The sequence below is a fragment of the Streptomyces sp. NPDC002328 genome (assembly GCF_042890065.1).
Taxonomy (GTDB): Bacteria; Actinomycetota; Actinomycetes; order Streptomycetales; family Streptomycetaceae; genus Streptomyces.
Genome location: NZ_JBIARQ010000005.1, coordinates 76,191 through 92,614 on the forward strand (window position 1 = coordinate 76,191; position 16,424 = coordinate 92,614).

Sequence of the window (16,424 nt, forward strand, 5' to 3'; positions counted from 1 at the left end):
AGATCGACGCGGTCAGACGAGGATGAAGCGCTCCCAGGCCCGGTGCTCGGCCAGAAGCTGGGCGAGCTGTCCCAGGGCGTCGGTTCCATCGGGCGCGAGGACCACGCCCGGCGCGTCGACCGCGATCCCGGCCGCTTCGAGGGCGCTCTCGCCGCCGGCCCAGGCCCCGAGGGCCTTGCCGTGCCGGAACGCCTCGGACACCAGCAGGGTGACGCGGGGGTCGCCGGCCGCCCGCTGCGGGGCGGCGGGGAACGCCTTCGCGTCGCGGGCGCCGTACGCGTCGCCGCCGATCGCGGGGGCGCCGGCGAGGAGCAGCGCGTCGAACTCGACGGAGCGGGCGGCGGCGTAGGTCCGCTGGACGGTGACCGCCGCCTCCCCGGAGCCGAGGACGCCGCCGGTCGGGGCGACGACCAGCGGGACCATGCCCGCTTCGAGGATCGCCTCGCGGACGGCCCGTACGTCGTCGAGGTCGCTGTCGGGTCCGGCGACGATGCCGATGACCCGGCCGTCCGTGGGCCAGGTGCGGCCGAGCTGGGAGAGGGCCGGGCTGGGCTCGACGTCGGCGAGTGGCACGGTGGGCTCGGGCGCGGGCAGTCCGAGGCCCTCGGCGACGGCGGAGCACAGCTCGGCGTCGATGTTGGCGAGGACCTGGAGGCCGCGCTCCTTGATCGCCTGCTCGTAGCACTTGCCCAGTTCGAAGGTGTAGGCGCCGATGATGTGCTCGCGCTCCACGGGGGTCATGCTGAGCCAGAACCGGCGGGGCTGGCTGAAGTGGTCGGCGAAGGACTCGGGGGCCTCGCGGACCTTGGCGGCCTCGGGCACCCGCACGGGCGTCTCGATGAACGCCCCGGTGTCCGCGCCGGCGGTGAACGGGCAGCCGCCGTCGAGGGAGTTGGGCCGGTAGGGGGCGACGCCCCGGTGCACGGCCGTCTGGTGCATGCCGTCGCGCAGCATGTCGTTGACGGGGGCCTGCGGGCGGTTGATGGGGAGCTGGGCGAAGTTGGGGCCGCCCAGGCGGGTGATCTGGGTGTCCAGGTAGGAGAACAGGCGTCCGGCGAGCAGCGGGTCGTCGGTGACATCGATGCCGGGGACGAGGTGGCCGACGTGGAAGGCGACCTGCTCGGTCTCGGCGAAGTAGTTCGACGGGTTGCGGTTCAGGGTCAGCAGTCCGACCGGCTGCACGGGGGCGAGTTCCTCGGGGACGAGGTTGGTCGGGTCGAGGAGGTCGATGCCCTCGAAGGTCTGCTCGGGGGTGTCGGGGAAGGTCTGGATGCCCAGCTCCCACTGCGGGTGCGCGCCCGCCTCGATGGCGTCGGCGAGGTCGCGGCGGTGGAAGTCGGGGTCGACGCCGTTGGCGATCTGCGCCTCCTCCCAGACCAGGGAGTGCACGCCGAGCTTCGGCTTCCAGTGGAACTTGACGAGCGTCGTCGCGCCCTCGGCGTTGACCAGGCGGAAGGTGTGGACGCCGAAGCCCTCCATCGTCCGGTAGGAGCGGGGGATGCCCCGGTCGGACATGTTCCACAGGGTGTGGTGGGTGGCCTCGGTGTGCAGGGTGACGAAGTCCCAGAAGGTGTCGTGGGCGCTCTGCGCCTGCGGGATCTCCCGGTCCGGGTGGGGCTTGCCCGCGTGGATGACGTCGGGGAACTTGATGGCGTCCTGGATGAAGAAGACCGGGATGTTGTTGCCGACCAGGTCGTAGACGCCTTCGCTGGTGTAGAACTTGGTCGCGAATCCCCGGGTGTCGCGGACGGTGTCGGCGGAGCCGCGGGAGCCGAGCACCGTGGAGAACCGCACGAAGACGGGCGTCTCCTCGTCCTCGGCGAGGAAGGCGGCCTTGGTGACGGAGGCGGCCGTGCCGTAGCTCTGGAAGACGCCGTGGGCCGCCGCGCCCCGGGCGTGGACCACGCGCTCCGGGATGCGCTCGTGGTCGAAGTGCATGATCTTCTCGCGCAGGTGGTGGTCCTGGAGCAGCACGGGGCCGCGGGGACCGGCCTTGAGCGAGTGGTCGGTGTCGTACAGGCGGGTGCCCTGCGCGGTGGTCAGATAGCTGCCGGACTGCGCGGTGCGCGCCTGGTCCGCGCCGGTGGGCTGGCCGGTCGGGGAGACGGTGTCGGGCCCGCTCTGGTCGTGCTTCGGCGGGAGCGGCTCCCGGGGCCTGGTCGGCTCCGCGACCGAGGGGGACTGCGGGGCCGGCTTGCCGGGAACGCCCTCCTCCGGTCCCGGGTCCTCGCCGTGGAGCGTGTCGGCGATCTTCTCCGCGGCCCGCTTGATCGGGTTGGTCTCGCTCATCAGCACGTTCCTTCGCTTCTCTGGATTGCCCGCCGGGGGTCGACAAGAAGTACGGAAGCAGGGAGTCGACAAGAGGTACGAATGACCACAGAACGACTCGGCATGCCAATCTGCCACGGCGATCTCGGCGCGGCACGGGGGGTGCCCCGACAGGGTGAACCGGCGGCACCGAACGGTGCCGCCGGGTTGCGGAAGCGGGTCCCCGGAGCCGCCGCTACGAAACTTCGCGGTCGCGGGCCCGGGGGCGCTTTCCGCCGCGGGAGCGCTGCTGGATCCGGTACAGCTCCTGGGACGTCGTGATCAGTTCCTTGCGCTCCTCCTTGGAGCCCACCATCGGCTGGGAGCCGTTGAGGGAGACCTGAGCGCTCTCCGGCAGGAACTTGACCGTGATCAGGCCGATGACACCGGCCACCATCAGGTAGTAGGCGGGCATCATGTCGTCGCCGGTGACGCTGACCAGCGCCTCCGTGACCAGTGGCGTGGTGCCGCCGAACGCGGCCACGGCGAAGTTGAAGCCGATGCCCATCGCGGCGTAGCGGACGGCCGTCGGGAACAGCGCGGGCAGCGTGGCGGCGCTGGGCGCGGCGAAGCAGGCCAGCAGCGTGGAGAGGATCAGCACGCCGAAGACGGGCGGCCAGGTGCCGTCCATCTTGATCAGCAGGAAGGAGGGGACGGCCAGCACGATCATCGCGGCGGCGGCGACGGCGTAGATCGGGCGTCGGCCGATCCGGTCGCTGAACCGTCCGATGAAGGTGATCAGCAGGACGATCCACACCATGCCGACCAGCACCAGGACGTCGGCGGAGCTGCTGGACCGGTTCAGGGTCTCCGTCTGATAGGTGGGCAGGAAGCCGGTGACCATGTAGTTCGTGACGTTGTAGAGCAGCACCAGGCCCATGCAGATGAGCAGCGGACGCCAGTGGTCCTTGACGATGGTCTTGAACTCGCCGCCCGCCGACTCCTGGGCGAGGCTCTTCTCGTGGTCGTCCAGCTGCTGCTGGAAGGCCGGCGACTCCTCCAGCTTGAGCCGCATGTACAGGCCGATCACGCCCAGCGGACCGGCGATCAGGAACGGCAGACGCCAGCCCCAGGAGAGCATCTGGTCGTCGGTCAGGGCCAGGTTCAGCACGGTGACCAGGGCGGAGCCCAGCGCGTAGCCGACGAAGGTGCCGAAGTCGAGCCAGCTGGAGAGGAAGCCGCGGCGGCGGTCGGGCGAGTACTCGGCGACGAAGGTGGTGGCCCCGCCGTACTCGCCGCCGGTGGAGAAGCCCTGCACCATGCGGGCGAGCAGCAGCAGGATCGGGGCGGCGATGCCGATCGTGGCGTAGCTGGGGATCAGGCCGATGGCGAAGGTGCCGATCGCCATCATGATCATGGTGGTGGCGAGCACCTTCTGCCGGCCGAGCCGGTCGCCCAGCGGGCCGAAGACGAGGCCGCCGAGGGGGCGCACCACGAAGGCCGCGGCGAAGGTCGCGAAGGAGGAGATGAGCTGGGCGGCGGGGGACGCGCCCGGGAAGAACACCTTGCCGATGGTGGCGGCGAGGTAGCTGTAGACGCCGAAGTCGAACCACTCCATGCAGTTGCCGAGCGCCGAGGCGCCGACCGCGCGTTTGAGCAGTGGCCGCTCGACGACCTGGACGTCGTCCTCACGGAAGGCCCGCTTGGTGCGCCGGAGCCTGCTGAGCAAATCCTTGCGGACCTGTACGGGAAGATCCCCGACGGTGTCGTCGGCCGTCTCCGTCGGCTTCGGGTCGGGTCGCCCTTCGGACATGACATCGGACACAGCGGTACCTCGGCGCCTTTCTCACAACGGGGAGATGTGTGCTCGGACGGGGTGACGCGGTGCGGAACGCGACGGGGGCGGTGCAGACCTCCCCAGGCAGCACCGCCCCCGCATCACATCACCCGTCCGAGCTTGTGCCCGGCGATCGCGGACTCACACCGGTCACTTTCCCGGAAGTTCCGCGGCGCGGGCGAGACGGGCGTCACCTCGTCGTTCTCACGGAACAGCCGAGCAAATAGCCGAACAGACGTTCCTTCGTTCAGGTGGTCGTGCAGGCGGCTCCGTTCAGGGTGAAGGCGGTCGGGGCCGGGTTGGCCGTGCCCTTCGCGCCGATGAAGCCGAGGGTGACCGTGCCGCCGGCCGGGACGGACGCGGTGTAGGAGGCGGGGGTGACGCTCACCGCGGCGCCGGTCTGGGTGGGCGTCCCGCCCCACATGTTGCCGATCGTCTGCCCGCCGGCGAAGGCGAAGCCGAGCGTCCAGCCGTCGAGCGGCGCGGTGCCGGTGTTGCGGAGGGCGATCTCGCCCTGGAAGCCGCCCGGCCACTCCCCCACCACGCGGTACCGCACCGAGCAGGCCGCGCCCGGTGTGCCGCCGCCCGTGCCGGTGGTGACGGTCACCGTCGCCGAGCGGGGCGAGCGGTTGCCTGCGGCGTCGCGGGCGTAGACGGCGAAGGTGTACGCGGTGCTCGCGGTGAGGCCGGTCAGGGTCGTGGAGGCGGTGGTGGACGAGGCGACCGTCGTCTCGGCGCCGCCGCTGACGCGGACGACGTCGTAACCGGTCACGCCGACGTTGTCGCTGGCGGCGGGCCAGGTGAGGGTCGCGGAGGCGGCGGTCACGGCGGAGGCGACCGGCGCGCCGGGGGCGGTCGGGGCCTGGGTGTCGCCCGGGGTGCCGCCGCCGAAGACCGTGGCCTCCTCGGCGGTCCGGGCGATGCCGTTGACGCCGTTGAAGACGCGTTGCCCCCACGCGCTCAGGTTCGCGGGGTCGAAGCCGATCGACAGATCGAGGATCGGGTCGGTGTTGCCGCTCCAGGACCAGGCCAGATAGCCGAGGTCGAACTGCTCGGCGGCGGCCAGCATGGCGTTCTCGTCCGGGTCGCCCCACTGGTCGGCGGGTCCGCCGAACTCACCGATGAGCAGGGGCAGTTTCGCGGTGACGAAGGCGTTGAGGTAGTCGGTGATCTCCGCCGCGGTGTCGAAGACGCTGTACATGTGGATGGAGAAGATCAGGTTGCCGGTGGGGTCGGCGTCGTAGACCGTGCGGGCGTTGGCGCGCATCACGCCCTGCCAGTCCTGGCCCCAGTTGGGGGCGTCCACCATGATCGTGTGCTCGAATCCCGCGGCGCGCAGCTTCTTCACGGCGGCGACGGTCGGCGCGGTCCAGCCCTCCGGGTTCGTGTTGCCCCAGGGCTCGTTGCCGATGTTGACGATGACGTAGTTCTCCTCGCCGGCCAGGACGCTCTTCAGGCCGATCCAGTAGTCGGCCGCCTGGTCGAGGGTGGCCGCGGCGGCCTCCTCGCCGTAGCCGGTGGTGTCGTGCACCTCCAGCACGCAGATCAGACGGTTCGCCTTGCACTGCGCGACGACGGCGGCCACGTCGGCGGGGGTGTTCCTGGTCCAGCGGTGGCCGTTGGAGAGGACGACCCGGACGGTGTTGGCGCCGAGCGCCTTGACGTCGGCGAGGGACTGGGTCTCGCCCGGATACCAGGTGTGGGCGTGGTTGACGCCCCGCATGACGAAGTCGTTGCCGTTGGCCTCCAGCAGCCGGCCGTCGTCGATGTGCAGACCGGTGGCGAGGGCGCGGGACGGCGGCTCCCCAGCCGGAGCGGGAGCGGGCCGGGCGGCCTGGGCGGCGGCCTGCGCGGCTGCTTGGGCGGCGGCCGGGGCGAGCAGCCCGACGACCACGGCGAACCCGAACAGGGTGGCCAGCCAGGCGAGGAACCTCGTACGGGTGGTGCTTCTTGCTCTTCTCACTGCGACTCCAGGGAGTGAGCGCCAGAAACTCGGCATCGGAGGGGGGAAACGAACGATGGGAGCGCTCCCATCAACCACTATTGCCAAGTACGCGTCAAGAAGTTGGGCAGAGGACGGCTGCGGAGGTCGGCTGCGGAGCGCGCCCTCAGGCGTCGTGGGACGGCGAGCCGCCCTCGCGCTTGGAGGGCCGGTCGGACTGCCGGGTGGGGGGCCGGGTGGGGGGCCGGTTGGGCGGCTCTCCCGCGGTGAGGTGTTCCAGGACCTCGACGAGTTCCTGGCAGGCCCGTTCGACCGAGCGTCTGGTGTTGCGCTGCTCGGTGATCACCGCCGAGAGGAGGAGGGCGGTCAGGGCCATCGTGCCGTTGAAGGCCTGGAGTTTGATCATGACTTCGACCCGGGTGAGCCGTTCGAAGGGGCCGGACTCGTCCGTGGCCGCGACGGTGGCCACGACGGACGCGGCCAGGGCGCACAGCGTGCTGCCGACGAGCTGGAAGCGCAGGGCGGCCCAGATCAGCAGCGGGTAGACGAGGAAGAGCAGGCTGACGCGGCTGTACGCGGCCAGGGGGACGACCGCGAGGGTGATGAGGCCGAGCCCGGTGGCCTCCCACCAGCGGGACAGCAGCGGGCGGCGGTGGGCGGTGTACAGGACGAGCAGGACCGGCGTGACGAGCAGGACGCCCATCGCGTCGCCGACCCACCAGGCCAGCCAGACCGGCCAGAAGGCGTCCGTGGCCAGCCGGTCGAAGAGGACGAGGACGCCCACGCCGACGGTGGCGCTGATCAGCATCGCGGTCAGGGCGCCCAGGAAGACCAGCGCGACGCCGTCCCGTAACCGGGCGAGGTCGTTGCGGAAGCCGGCCTTGCGGAGCATCAGGTAGGCGCAGACGGGGGCGGCCGTGTTGCCGGCGAGGTTGAAGACCACGACCGGGCGCAGCGGGGCGAGCGACATGATGACGAGGAGCGCTCCCAGGGCGATGCCGAGGGAGGAGCGCAGCCCGAGGACCAGCAGACAGGCGACGGCGACGCCGGAGGGCGGCCAGATGGGGGTGAAGACCGCACCCTCGACGACGAGCTGCCGTACGAGGCCCAGCCGCCCGGCCGCGTAGTAGGCGAGGGCCACCGCCGCCGTCTCCACGGCGAGGACGCCCGCGCGTCGCAGCTCGCTGGTACCCACCACAGCAGCCATCAGACACCGGCCCGGCCCCGACGGCGAGGTGAGCGCCCCGCCGACCGGCCCTATGGCTGAACGCGGGGCGCGTACTCGCCGAGGACGCCGTCGTGTCCGACGACGAGGACGGCCGCGTCGTCCTCGTGTCCCACGCGCTCGGCTCCCTTGATGACGGCGGCGGCGAGGGCGCCGGCCTCCATGCCCGCGACGGCGGCGACGCCCGCGAGGCGTACGACCTGGTCGAGGCCCTCCTCGATGCTCATGGAGGGCCCTTCGACCACGCCGTCCGTGAGGAGGATGAAGACGCCGCCCTTGGTGAGCCGGTAGCGGGTGACGGGGTACGCCACGCCCTCCAGGACGCCGAGCGGAGGGCCTCCCTCGTCCTCGGCGACGCCGGACTTGCCGTCGGCGGTGGCCCAGACGCAGGGGATGTGACCGGCCCGGGCGCTCTCCAGGAGGCCGGTGACGGGGTCGAGGCGCATGAAGGTGCAGGTGGCGAAGAGTTCGCTGCCGAGGGAGAGCAGCAGGTCGTTGGTCCGGGCGAGGAGTTCGCCGGGCTCGCCGGTGACGGAGGCGAGGGCGCGCAGGCCGACGCGGACCTGGCCCATGAACGCGGTGGCCTCGATGTTGTGGCCCTGGACGTCGCCGACGGACAGGCCGATGCGTCCGTCGGGCAGGGTGAAGGCGTCGTACCAGTCGCCGCCGACGTTGAGGCCGTGGCAGGCGGGGGCGTACCGGACGGCCAGGCGGACGCCGCGGGGCGTGGGGAGGTCCCTGGGGAGCATGCCGCGCTGGAGGGCGATGGCCAGTTCGACGCGGGAGCGTTGCAGTTCCGCGCGTTCGCGCGCCTGGGCGGTGAGCGATCCGAGCCGGGCCAGCAGCTCGTCGCCTTCGTCCGTGGTGCGCTTGCGGGGCATGGGTCACTCCGGAGGACGGCGGCCCTTGCGGGCGATCGTCACATTTTACGTTCAACGGACGAAACGGGGGAGGGCGTCCTGCTCCGCCCTCCCCCGCCCGTCGCGCCGGGGTCAGCCGCCGAGCGCGGTCATCACCACGTCCTTGGCCTCCTCCTGCACCCGGCGCAGATGGTCCGGGCCGTGGAAGGACTCGGCGTAGATCTTGTAGACGTCCTCGGTGCCCGAGGGGCGGGCGGCGAACCAGGCGTGGTCGGTGGTCACCTTGATGCCGCCGAGGGCGGCGCCGTTGCCCGGGGCCTCGGTGAGCACGCCCGTGACGGGGTCCCCGGCCAGGGTGTCGGCGGTGACCTGCGCGGGCGACAGCTTGGCGAGCAGCGCCTTCTCCTCGCGGGTCGCCGGGGCGTCGATGCGGGCGTAGGCGGGCTCGCCGAAGCGGGAGGTCAGCGCGGCGTAGTGCTCCGAGGGGGTCTTGCCGGTGACTGCGGTGATCTCGGAGGCGAGCAGCGCCAGGATGATGCCGTCCTTGTCGGTGGTCCACACCGAGCCGTCGCGGCGCAGGAACGACGCGCCGGCCGACTCCTCGCCGCCGAACCCGAGCGAGCCGTCGACCAGGCCGTCCACGAACCACTTGAAGCCGACGGGCACCTCCACGAGACGGCGGCCGAGGTCCCCGGCGACCCGGTCGATCATCGAGGAGGAGACCAGGGTCTTGCCGATCCCGGCGTCCGCGGGCCACCGCTCGCGGTGGGCGTAGAGGTAGGAGATGGCGGCGGCCAGGTAGTGGTTGGGGTTCATCAGGCCGGCGTCGGGGGTGACGATGCCGTGCCGGTCGGCGTCGGCGTCGTTGCCCGTGGCGATCCGGAACCGGTCGCGCTGGTCGATCAAGGAGGCCATCGCGTACGGCGAGGAGCAGTCCATGCGGATCTTGCCGTCCCAGTCCAGCGTCATGAACCGCCAGGTGGGGTCGGTGAGCGGGTTGACCACGGTGAGGTCGAGCCGGTGCTCCTCGGCGATCCGGCCCCAGTAGGCGACGGAGGCCCCGCCGAGCGGGTCCGCGCCGATGCGGACGCCGGCGGCGCGGATCGCGTCGAGGTCCAGGACGGCGGGGAGGTCGGCGACGTACGTGCCGAGGAAGTCGTAGCGGCCGGTCGCCGGGGCGGCGAGCGCCCGCGTGTAGGGGATGCGGCGTACGTCCTTCAGGCCGGCCGTGATGATGTCGTTGGCGCGGTCCTGGATCCAGGAGGTGGCGTCGGAGCCGGCGGGGCCGCCGCTGGGCGGGTTGTACTTGAAGCCGCCGTCGGCGGGCGGGTTGTGCGAGGGGGTGACGACCACGCCGTCCGCGAGGCCCGTGGTGCGGCCGCGGTTGTGGGTGAGGATGGCGTGCGAGACGGCCGGGGTGGGCGTGTAGCCGTCGGTGCTGTCGATGAGCACCGTCACGTCGTTGGCGGCGAACACCTCCAGGGCGGTGACCCGGGCGGGCTCGGACAGGGCGTGGGTGTCGGCGCCGAGGAAGAGGGGGCCGTCGGTGCCCTGGGCGGCGCGGTACTCGCAGATCGCCTGGCTGGTCGCGGCGATGTGGTCCTCGTTGAACGCGGTGTTCAGGGAGGAGCCCCGGTGCCCCGACGTGCCGAAGGCCACCCGCTGCGCCGGGTCGGCCGGGTCGGGGTGCAGCGCGTAGTACGCGGTGACCAGCCGGGCGACGTCGACGAGGTCCTCGGGGCCGGCCGGCCGACCCGCTCGTTCGTGCTGCATGGTCCGTTCCTCCGCATGGTTGATCCGTCGCTCGCCGTCTCATCTTTCCTCGTCACGGCGGATGCACGCGAGGGGGGTCGGCCGGCCGGACCGGAGGGGACGCCGTTCGGCCTCCCGGTTCAGACCTCGGAGTCGATCCCGGTGACGACGGCGGGCCCCAGCGGCGCGCTGGCGTCGTCGAGACCGGCGTCGCGCAGGGCGGAGCCCGCGAGGTCGTGCGCCTCCCGTTCGGCGTGGGGGACGCTGTCGGCCTCGACGGTGAGCCGGATGGTGAAGGTGCCGTCCTCGTTCACGGTGAGGGCGTCCAGGTCCTCGGAGTTGCCCATCCGGGTGCGGTGCGGGTCGGCCGGGCGCAGACTGCGGCTGAGGTGCGCTCGGGTGTCCTCCTCGATGCCGGTGGTGAAGGTGCCGGGCACGGTGATCACGTAGGTCGTCATGGTGGTCCTTTCCTCGGATCTTCTCCCGCGTACCCAGATTCGCGCCCCAAGTGCCGTACGGGCGGCGCGGAACGCCCGTCGCCGCCGGTGGCGGGGGGGGGGGGGGGGGGGGGGGGGGGGGGGGGGGGCGCCCCGCCCCCCCCCCCCCCCCCCCCCCCCCCCCCCCCCCCCCCCCCCCCCCCCCCCCCCCCCCCCCCCCCCCCCCCCCCCCCCCCGCCGCTCTCACCGTCTGCGGCCGCGCACCGCCCAGCCGCTGCCGATGCCGGCGACGTGGAGGGCGAGCAGGGTCAGGCCGATGAGCATGATGTTGGTCGAGGTGAAGGCGTCGTTGGTCGAGATCTCCGCCGCGTTGATCAGGAAGGCGATGAAGAACGCCACCGCCGCGATGATGGCCAGCAAGATGTCCGTCCCTTCGAAGGGGGTGGGGGTGCACTGTCGGTTCCTTGTTCCCCGCATGCCCCCGACCGGGCCGTGAACACGGTTGAGTACGCGCTGTGTTGGCCGGGATCCTGAGTAGCCGTACTCAGGCGCGGGCGGGCCGTGGCCGCGAGACTGAGGCACACATCGCCCCGACGAGACCGTGGGGCTCCTCGCCCCGAGCGGAAAGGCCCCGTCGTGCTCACTCGTGCCGCCTCCGTCCTGGTGCCCCTCTTCGGGCGCCTCACCGTGACCAGCGAACTGAGGATGCGCCTGTCGGCGGGGACCATCTTCGCCGCCAACCACGACTCGCTGGCCGACCCCGCGGTCGTCCTGAGCGCGCTGCGCGGACTGGGCGTGGAGCCGGTGGTCATGGCGGCCGCGGGGCTCTGGCGGGTGCCGGTGCTCGGCCGGGCGCTGGCCCGCGAGGGGCACATCCCGGTGCACCGCAGGTCGGCGCGCGCCGCGCACGCGCTCGACGCCGCCGCGGAGGCGCTCGCGGGCGGGCGGCACGTGCTGCTCTACGGTGAGGGCGGGCTGCCGGAGCGCCTGGACGCCACCCCCGGCCCGCCGGAGGCGTTCCGCACCGGGCTCGCGCGGCTCGCGCAGGTCTCCGGCGCGCTGGTGGTGCCCGTGGGGCACGTCGGCGCCCGCCGGATCTCCTCGGGCTCGACGGCGAAGCAGCTGGCGGGCGTCCTGACCGCGCCGGTACGCCGCCCCCGCTGCCACGTCCACATCGGCGCGCCCCTGCGTCTGCCCACGGAGGCGCACACCGGCACGGCGGCGGCCCGGCAGGCCGTCACGGTGGCGTGGCGGACGGCGGCCCGGGCGGTCGGCGAGCGGGAGGCGGAACCGCAGCTCGTGCGAGACGCGGCTCGCCTGAGATGCAGGTCGTCCGAGACGCAGCTCGTCCGAGACGCCCGGGTCAGCCCGCCGGCGGTGGGGCCGTGCTGCTGCGCAGGACCAGGCGGGTCGGCACGAGGGTGGTGCCGTGTTCGGGGGCGTCGCGGCGCATCTTGCGCAGGACGGCCCGGACGCAGAGGCGGCCCACCTCGGCGAAGTCCTGGTGGAGGGTGGTGAGCGGGGGGAGGAAGGAGCCCGCCTCGGGGATGTCGTCGAAGCCGATGACGCTGACGTCCTCGGGGACGCGGCGTCCGCGTTCGTGCAGGGCGCGCAGCAGGCCCAGGGCCATCTGGTCGTTGGCGGCGAAGACGGCGGTGCAGTCCTCGTGGGCCGCGAGTTCGAGGCCGGCGCGGTAGCCGGACTCCGCCGACCAGTCGCCGCGGACGACGGGCGGCGCGGGGCGGCCCGCCTCGGTGAGGGCGCCGCGCCAGGCGTCCGCGCGGCGCTGGGCGGCGAAGGAGCCCTCGGGGCCGGCCAGGTGCCAGACCGTGGTGTGACCGAGGTCGAGGAGGTGCTGCACGGCGGTGCGGGTGCCGCCGGCCTGGTCGGTGTCGACGACGGTGTAGTGACTGCCGGCGTCGGAGTCCACGACCACGACCTGGACGTGCGGGGGGAGGGTGACGGTGGCCGCGTCGAGGAGGTGCACCTCCATGATCACGATCACGGCGTCGACGGCGAGCTCCTCCAGCCGGGAGAACGCGCCGCGCACCTCGTCCTGGGTGGGGACGGCGACCGGGAGCAGGGTCACGGCGTACCCCTCGGCGGCGGCGGAGGTGGCGATGGCCTCCAGGGTGCGGACGTTTCCGGTGGTGGAGAGGGTGAAGGTGATGACGCCGATGGTGCGGAACTCGCCGCGTTTGAGGGCGCGGGCCGCGCTGTTGGGGCGGTAGCCCAGCTCCTTCATCGCGGCCAGCACCTGCTGCCGGGTCTCCTCGTTCACCCCGGCGTAGCCGTTGGAGACCCGCGAGACGGTCTGCGAGGACACCCCGGCGAGACGGGCCACGTCCGCCATGGAGGCAGTCGCCCGCCCCCGCCCACGCCCCCGCCGCCCGACTCCCCGCGACTCACCCCCGACGGGCCCCGCAGCACCACCGGCCAACGCCGCAGCACCGCCAGCCGACCCCGCAGCGCCGCCCGCCGGCCCCCCCGCTCCGTTCGCCGGAGGTCTTGCAGCCATCTCCACGCGCAGCCGACCTTTCTTCACCGTGGGTTCCATGGTGTCCCCTGAGGACCCTTGACCATGGTTATCGGGGCAGTGTAGACATGCCGCCATCAGATGTTTACGTAAACATAACAGGCCATAGCCGCATTGCGGCGGCTGATGTTTGCGTAAACATCGTGGCGGTGCCGCACAGCAGGTGGGCGCGGCATCGCGGGCTCCAGCACGGGACGAACGAGGAACGACATGACGACGCTGCAACCGCCGGCAGCCGCGGAACCGCGGCCGGCGCCTCCCCCGGCGAGACGGGACCGACGCTCGTGGGCGGGGTGGGGTTTCATAGGCCCGTTCGTGGCCGTGTTCGCCCTGGTCTTCCTCGCCCCGATCGTGTACTCGATCTACCTCAGCCTCTTCCGCGACCAGCTCATCGGCGGCACCACCTTCGTCGGACTGGACAACTACACGCAGGCCCTGAAGGACGACCAGTTCTGGGCCGCCCTCGGCCGGGTGTCGCTCTTCCTCGCCGTCCAGGTGCCGATCATGCTCGGCATCGCCCTGCTGGTGGCCCTGGCCCTGGACAGCGGCCGGCTCTACGGCAAGAGCTTCTTCCGCATCACGATCTTCCTGCCGTACGCGGTGCCCGCCGTGGTCGCCACCCTGATGTGGGGCTTCATGTACGGCACGAAGTACGGCCTGGTGGGCGACATCAACGGCGCGTTCGGCGTCACCCTGCCCGACCCGCTCTCCCCCGACCTGGTCCTTGCCTCCATCGGCAACATCGTGACCTGGGAGTTCGTCGGCTACAACATGCTGATCTTCTACTCGGCGCTGCGCGTCATCCCGCACTCGCTGTACGAGGCCGCGGAGATCGACGGCGCCGGTCAGCTCCGCGTCATCACCGCGATCAAGCTGCCGGCGATCCGGGGCGCCCTCGTCATCGCGACGATCTTCTCCATCATCGGCAGCTTCCAGCTCTTCAACGAGCCGAACATCCTGCGTCCGCTGGCGCGCAACGCCATCACGACGGACTTCACGCCGAACTTCTACACGTACTCGCTGTCCTTCAACGGCCAGCAGCACAACTACTCCGCGACGGTGGCCATCATCATGGGCCTCATCACCATGGTGATCGCCTACGTCGTGCAGCTGCGCGGCATGCGCAAGGGAGCGTGACCCGATGAGCACCCCTCTCACCACCGCCTCCCCCGCGACTCCCGTGAAGTCCTCCGGCACTTCGGGCAACACGCCCCGGCTGCGCGGCCCGCGCCGGCACACCGCCGGGAAGCCCCGGCGCAGCGTGCTGCTGACGGTGCTGACCTCGCTGGTCGTCCTCTACACCGTGGTGCCGCTGATCTGGCTGGCCGTCAACGCCACCAAGACGCAGGCCGGTCTGGCCGACTCCAACGGGCTGTGGTTCAGCGACGACTTCGCCCTCTGGGACAACATCCGCGACACGTTCACGTACGACGACGGCGTGTTCACGCGCTGGCTGCTGAACACCCTGATGTACGTGGTGCTCGGCGCCGGCGGCGCGACCCTCCTCGCGGTGCTGGGCGGTTACGCGCTGGCGAAGTTCGACTTCGTCGGCAAGCGCGGCATCTTCGCGGTCGTCATCGGGGCCGTCGCCGTGCCGGGCACGGCGCTCGCGGTGCCCACGTTCCTGATGTTCAGCAAGATGGGCCTCACCGACACCCCGTGGGCGGTGATCATCCCCTCGCTGGTCTCGCCGTTCGGCCTCTATCTGATGTGGGTCTTCGCCGCCGAGGCCATCCCCACCGAACTCCTGGAAGCCGCCCGCATCGACGGGGCCGGCGAGGCCCGCACCTTCTTCACGGTCGCGCTGCCGCTGCTCTCCCCCGGCATCGTCACCGTGCTGCTGTTCACCACGGTCGCCACCTGGAACAACTACTTCCTGCCGCTGATCATGCTCAAGGACTCGGACTGGTACCCGCTGACCCTGGGCCTGAGCGTCTGGAACTCCCAGGCCGAGACGATCGGCGGCGACGTGATCTTCAACCTGGTGATCACCGGTTCGCTGCTCACGATCCTGCCGCTGATCGCCGCCTTCCTGCTGCTCCAGAAGTACTGGCAGTCAGGTCTCGCCGCCGGAAGCGTCAAGGAGTGACCCCGCGGCCGGAATGACCCCGCGGCCCCACGGCCGCCCCCTCAGCCCCACAACGCGCACCACCCCCCTCACTCACCCTCACCTGTCCCACCACGAAGAAGTGGAAGCACCTCCATGCACAGAAGGACAAGCCGCCTGCTGCGCGGCATAGCCCTCCTCTCCACCCTCGCCCTGGGCGCCACCGCCTGCGGCGGCTCCGACGACGGCTCGGACCAGAAGGCCGTCTCCGCGGGCGACATCCAGGCCGCCCTGGAGAAGGGCGGCACCGTGACGGTGTGGGCCTGGGAGCCCACGCTGAAGACGGTCGCCGCCGACTTCCAGAAGAAGTACCCCAAGGTCAAGATCAACCTGGTCAGCGAGCGCTCCGGCGACAAGCACTACACCGCGCTGTCCAACGCGATCTCGGCCGAGAAGGGCGTGCCGGACGTCGCCCAGGTCGAGTACTTCGCGGTGAGCCAGTACTCCCTCACCAAGGGCCTCACCGACATCAAGTCCTTCGGAGCCGACAAGCTCGCCTCCAAGTACACGCCGGGTCCGTGGAACGCGGTGAGCGAGGGCGACGCCGTCTACGGCCTGCCGATGGACTCCGGCCCGATGGCGCTGTTCTACAACAAGACGGTCTTCGACAAGTACAAGGTCGCCGTCCCCACCACCTGGGACGAGTACGTCGAGGCGGCCCGCAAGCTGCACAAGGCCGACCCCAAGGTCTACATCGCCAACGACGCCGGCGACGCCGGCTTCACCACCAGCATGCTGTGGCAGGCCGGTTCGCGTCCCTACAAGGTCGACGGCACCACGGTGAAGGTCGACTTCGCCGACGCGGGCGCCAAGAAGTACACCGACACCTGGCAGAAGCTGATCGACGAGAAGCTTCTCTCGCCCATCAACGGCTGGACCGACGACTGGTACAAGGGCCTCGGCGACGGCACCATCGCCACCCTGGCCACCGGCGCCTGGATGCCCGCCAACTTCGTGACCGGCGTCCCGGGCGCCAAGGGCGACTGGCGCGCGGCCCCCATGCCGGCCTGGACCAAGGGCGACAAGGCGAGCGCGGAGAACGGCGGCAGCTCGCTGACCCTGCCCGCCCTCGGCAAGAACAAGGAACTCGCCTACGCCTTCGTCGAGTACGCCAACGCCGGTGACGGCGTGAAGACCCGGGTGAAGCAGGGCGCGTTCCCGGCGACCACCGCGGAGCTCCAGTCCACCGAGTTCCAGTCCACCAAGTTCGACTACTTCGGCGGGCAGGAGGCGAACAAGATCTTCGCCGACTCCGCCGCGAACGTGGCGAGCGACTGGTCGTACCTGCCCTTCCAGCAGTACGCCAACTCGATCTTCAACGACACCGTCGGCAAGGCCTACGTCGGCGGCGCCAAGCTGACGGACGGTCTGAAGGCCTGGCAGGACGCCTCCGTCAAGTACGGCAAGGAACAGGGCTTCACCGTCGAGTAGCAGCCGCCAAGCAGGACCCGCCGGGCGGCGCGGCAGACAGGCCGCGCCGC

General features: G+C 71.5%; 12 protein-coding genes and 1 pseudogene. 4 read left to right on the forward strand and 9 right to left on the reverse strand.

Annotated elements, in window-relative coordinates; all coding sequences use genetic code 11:
- Positions 1 to 12 precede the first annotated feature (12 nt).
- The 8 genes from ACFYX4_RS15400 to ACFYX4_RS15435 form a co-directional block, all read right to left on the reverse strand.
- Positions 13 to 2,289 carry a catalase gene (locus tag ACFYX4_RS15400; RefSeq protein WP_389331950.1) on the reverse strand — a complete coding sequence of 759 codons (2,277 nt, stop codon included), beginning with the start codon at positions 2,287 to 2,289 and terminating at the stop codon, positions 13 to 15.
- Between the two features lie 214 nt (positions 2,290 to 2,503).
- Positions 2,504 to 4,060 (reverse strand): MFS transporter, encoded by a 1,557-nt coding sequence (locus tag ACFYX4_RS15405; RefSeq protein WP_389331953.1) that lies wholly within the window; start codon positions 4,058 to 4,060, stop codon positions 2,504 to 2,506.
- 271 nt (positions 4,061 to 4,331) lie between these two features.
- Entirely contained in the window at positions 4,332 to 6,047 is a 1,716-nt protein-coding gene (locus tag ACFYX4_RS15410) for a cellulase family glycosylhydrolase (RefSeq protein ID WP_389331955.1), read from the reverse strand.
- Between the two features lie 145 nt (positions 6,048 to 6,192).
- On the reverse strand, positions 6,193 to 7,224 hold the full coding sequence (locus ACFYX4_RS15415; protein WP_389333001.1) for an MASE1 domain-containing protein: 1,032 nt from the start codon (positions 7,222 to 7,224) through the stop codon (positions 6,193 to 6,195).
- A 59-nt stretch (positions 7,225 to 7,283) separates the two neighbouring features.
- Complete coding sequence (locus ACFYX4_RS15420) at positions 7,284 to 8,132, reverse strand: PP2C family protein-serine/threonine phosphatase (protein WP_389331958.1); 849 nt, start codon at positions 8,130 to 8,132, stop codon at positions 7,284 to 7,286.
- Between the two features lie 111 nt (positions 8,133 to 8,243).
- On the reverse strand, positions 8,244 to 9,884 hold the full coding sequence (gene pgm / locus ACFYX4_RS15425; protein WP_389331962.1) for a phosphoglucomutase (alpha-D-glucose-1,6-bisphosphate-dependent): 1,641 nt from the start codon (positions 9,882 to 9,884) through the stop codon (positions 8,244 to 8,246).
- A 119-nt stretch (positions 9,885 to 10,003) separates the two neighbouring features.
- Positions 10,004 to 10,321: a hypothetical protein gene (locus ACFYX4_RS15430; RefSeq protein ID WP_389331965.1), complete on the reverse strand. Its 318-nt coding sequence runs from the start codon at positions 10,319 to 10,321 to the stop codon at positions 10,004 to 10,006.
- Between the two features lie 222 nt (positions 10,322 to 10,543).
- Complete coding sequence (locus tag ACFYX4_RS15435; protein WP_389331968.1) at positions 10,544 to 10,720, reverse strand: hypothetical protein; 177 nt, start codon at positions 10,718 to 10,720, stop codon at positions 10,544 to 10,546.
- A 216-nt stretch (positions 10,721 to 10,936) separates the two neighbouring features.
- Between ACFYX4_RS15435 and ACFYX4_RS15440 the strand changes: the two are divergent.
- Positions 10,937 to 11,587 (forward strand): annotated as a pseudogene (locus ACFYX4_RS15440) (lysophospholipid acyltransferase family protein); the annotation flags it as partial.
- Positions 11,588 to 11,663: 76 nt separating this feature from the next.
- On the opposite strand, the gene ACFYX4_RS15445 reads toward ACFYX4_RS15440, so the two are convergent.
- The gene (locus tag ACFYX4_RS15445) at positions 11,664 to 12,653 is read right to left on the reverse strand and encodes a LacI family DNA-binding transcriptional regulator (protein WP_389331971.1); all 990 of its coding nucleotides are present in this window, start codon (positions 12,651 to 12,653) and stop codon (positions 11,664 to 11,666) included.
- A 393-nt stretch (positions 12,654 to 13,046) separates the two neighbouring features.
- Between ACFYX4_RS15445 and ACFYX4_RS15450 the strand changes: the two genes are divergently transcribed.
- The 3 genes from ACFYX4_RS15450 to ACFYX4_RS15460 all read left to right on the forward strand — a co-directional run bounded on the left by ACFYX4_RS15450 (position 13,047) and on the right by ACFYX4_RS15460 (position 16,374).
- Positions 13,047 to 13,973 (forward strand): carbohydrate ABC transporter permease, encoded by a 927-nt coding sequence (locus tag ACFYX4_RS15450; RefSeq protein ID WP_389331974.1) that lies wholly within the window; start codon positions 13,047 to 13,049, stop codon positions 13,971 to 13,973.
- Between the two features lie 4 nt (positions 13,974 to 13,977).
- Positions 13,978 to 14,925, forward strand: a complete 948-nt coding sequence (locus tag ACFYX4_RS15455) for a carbohydrate ABC transporter permease (protein ID WP_389331977.1) — start codon at positions 13,978 to 13,980, stop codon at positions 14,923 to 14,925.
- 114 nt (positions 14,926 to 15,039) lie between these two features.
- Positions 15,040 to 16,374: an ABC transporter substrate-binding protein gene (locus tag ACFYX4_RS15460; protein WP_389331980.1), complete on the forward strand. Its 1,335-nt coding sequence runs from the start codon at positions 15,040 to 15,042 to the stop codon at positions 16,372 to 16,374.
- Positions 16,375 to 16,424: the final 50 nt, after the last annotated feature.

Coding starts and splice junctions, on each gene's coding strand:
- ACFYX4_RS15430 (WP_389331965.1), bottom strand. CDS start 10,321: ATGACGACCTACGTGATCACCGTGCCCGGCACCTTCACCACCGGCATC.
- pgm (WP_389331962.1), bottom strand. CDS start 9,884: ATGCAGCACGAACGAGCGGGTCGGCCGGCCGGCCCCGAGGACCTCGTC.
- ACFYX4_RS15445 (WP_389331971.1), bottom strand. CDS start 12,653: ATGGCGGACGTGGCCCGTCTCGCCGGGGTGTCCTCGCAGACCGTCTCG.
- ACFYX4_RS15455 (WP_389331977.1), top strand. CDS start 13,978: ATGAGCACCCCTCTCACCACCGCCTCCCCCGCGACTCCCGTGAAGTCC.
- ACFYX4_RS15420 (WP_389331958.1), bottom strand. CDS start 8,132: ATGCCCCGCAAGCGCACCACGGACGAAGGCGACGAGCTGCTGGCCCGG.
- ACFYX4_RS15460 (WP_389331980.1), top strand. CDS start 15,040: ATGCACAGAAGGACAAGCCGCCTGCTGCGCGGCATAGCCCTCCTCTCC.
- ACFYX4_RS15450 (WP_389331974.1), top strand. CDS start 13,047: ATGACGACGCTGCAACCGCCGGCAGCCGCGGAACCGCGGCCGGCGCCT.
- ACFYX4_RS15400 (WP_389331950.1), bottom strand. CDS start 2,289: ATGAGCGAGACCAACCCGATCAAGCGGGCCGCGGAGAAGATCGCCGAC.
- ACFYX4_RS15405 (WP_389331953.1), bottom strand. CDS start 4,060: ATGTCCGAAGGGCGACCCGACCCGAAGCCGACGGAGACGGCCGACGAC.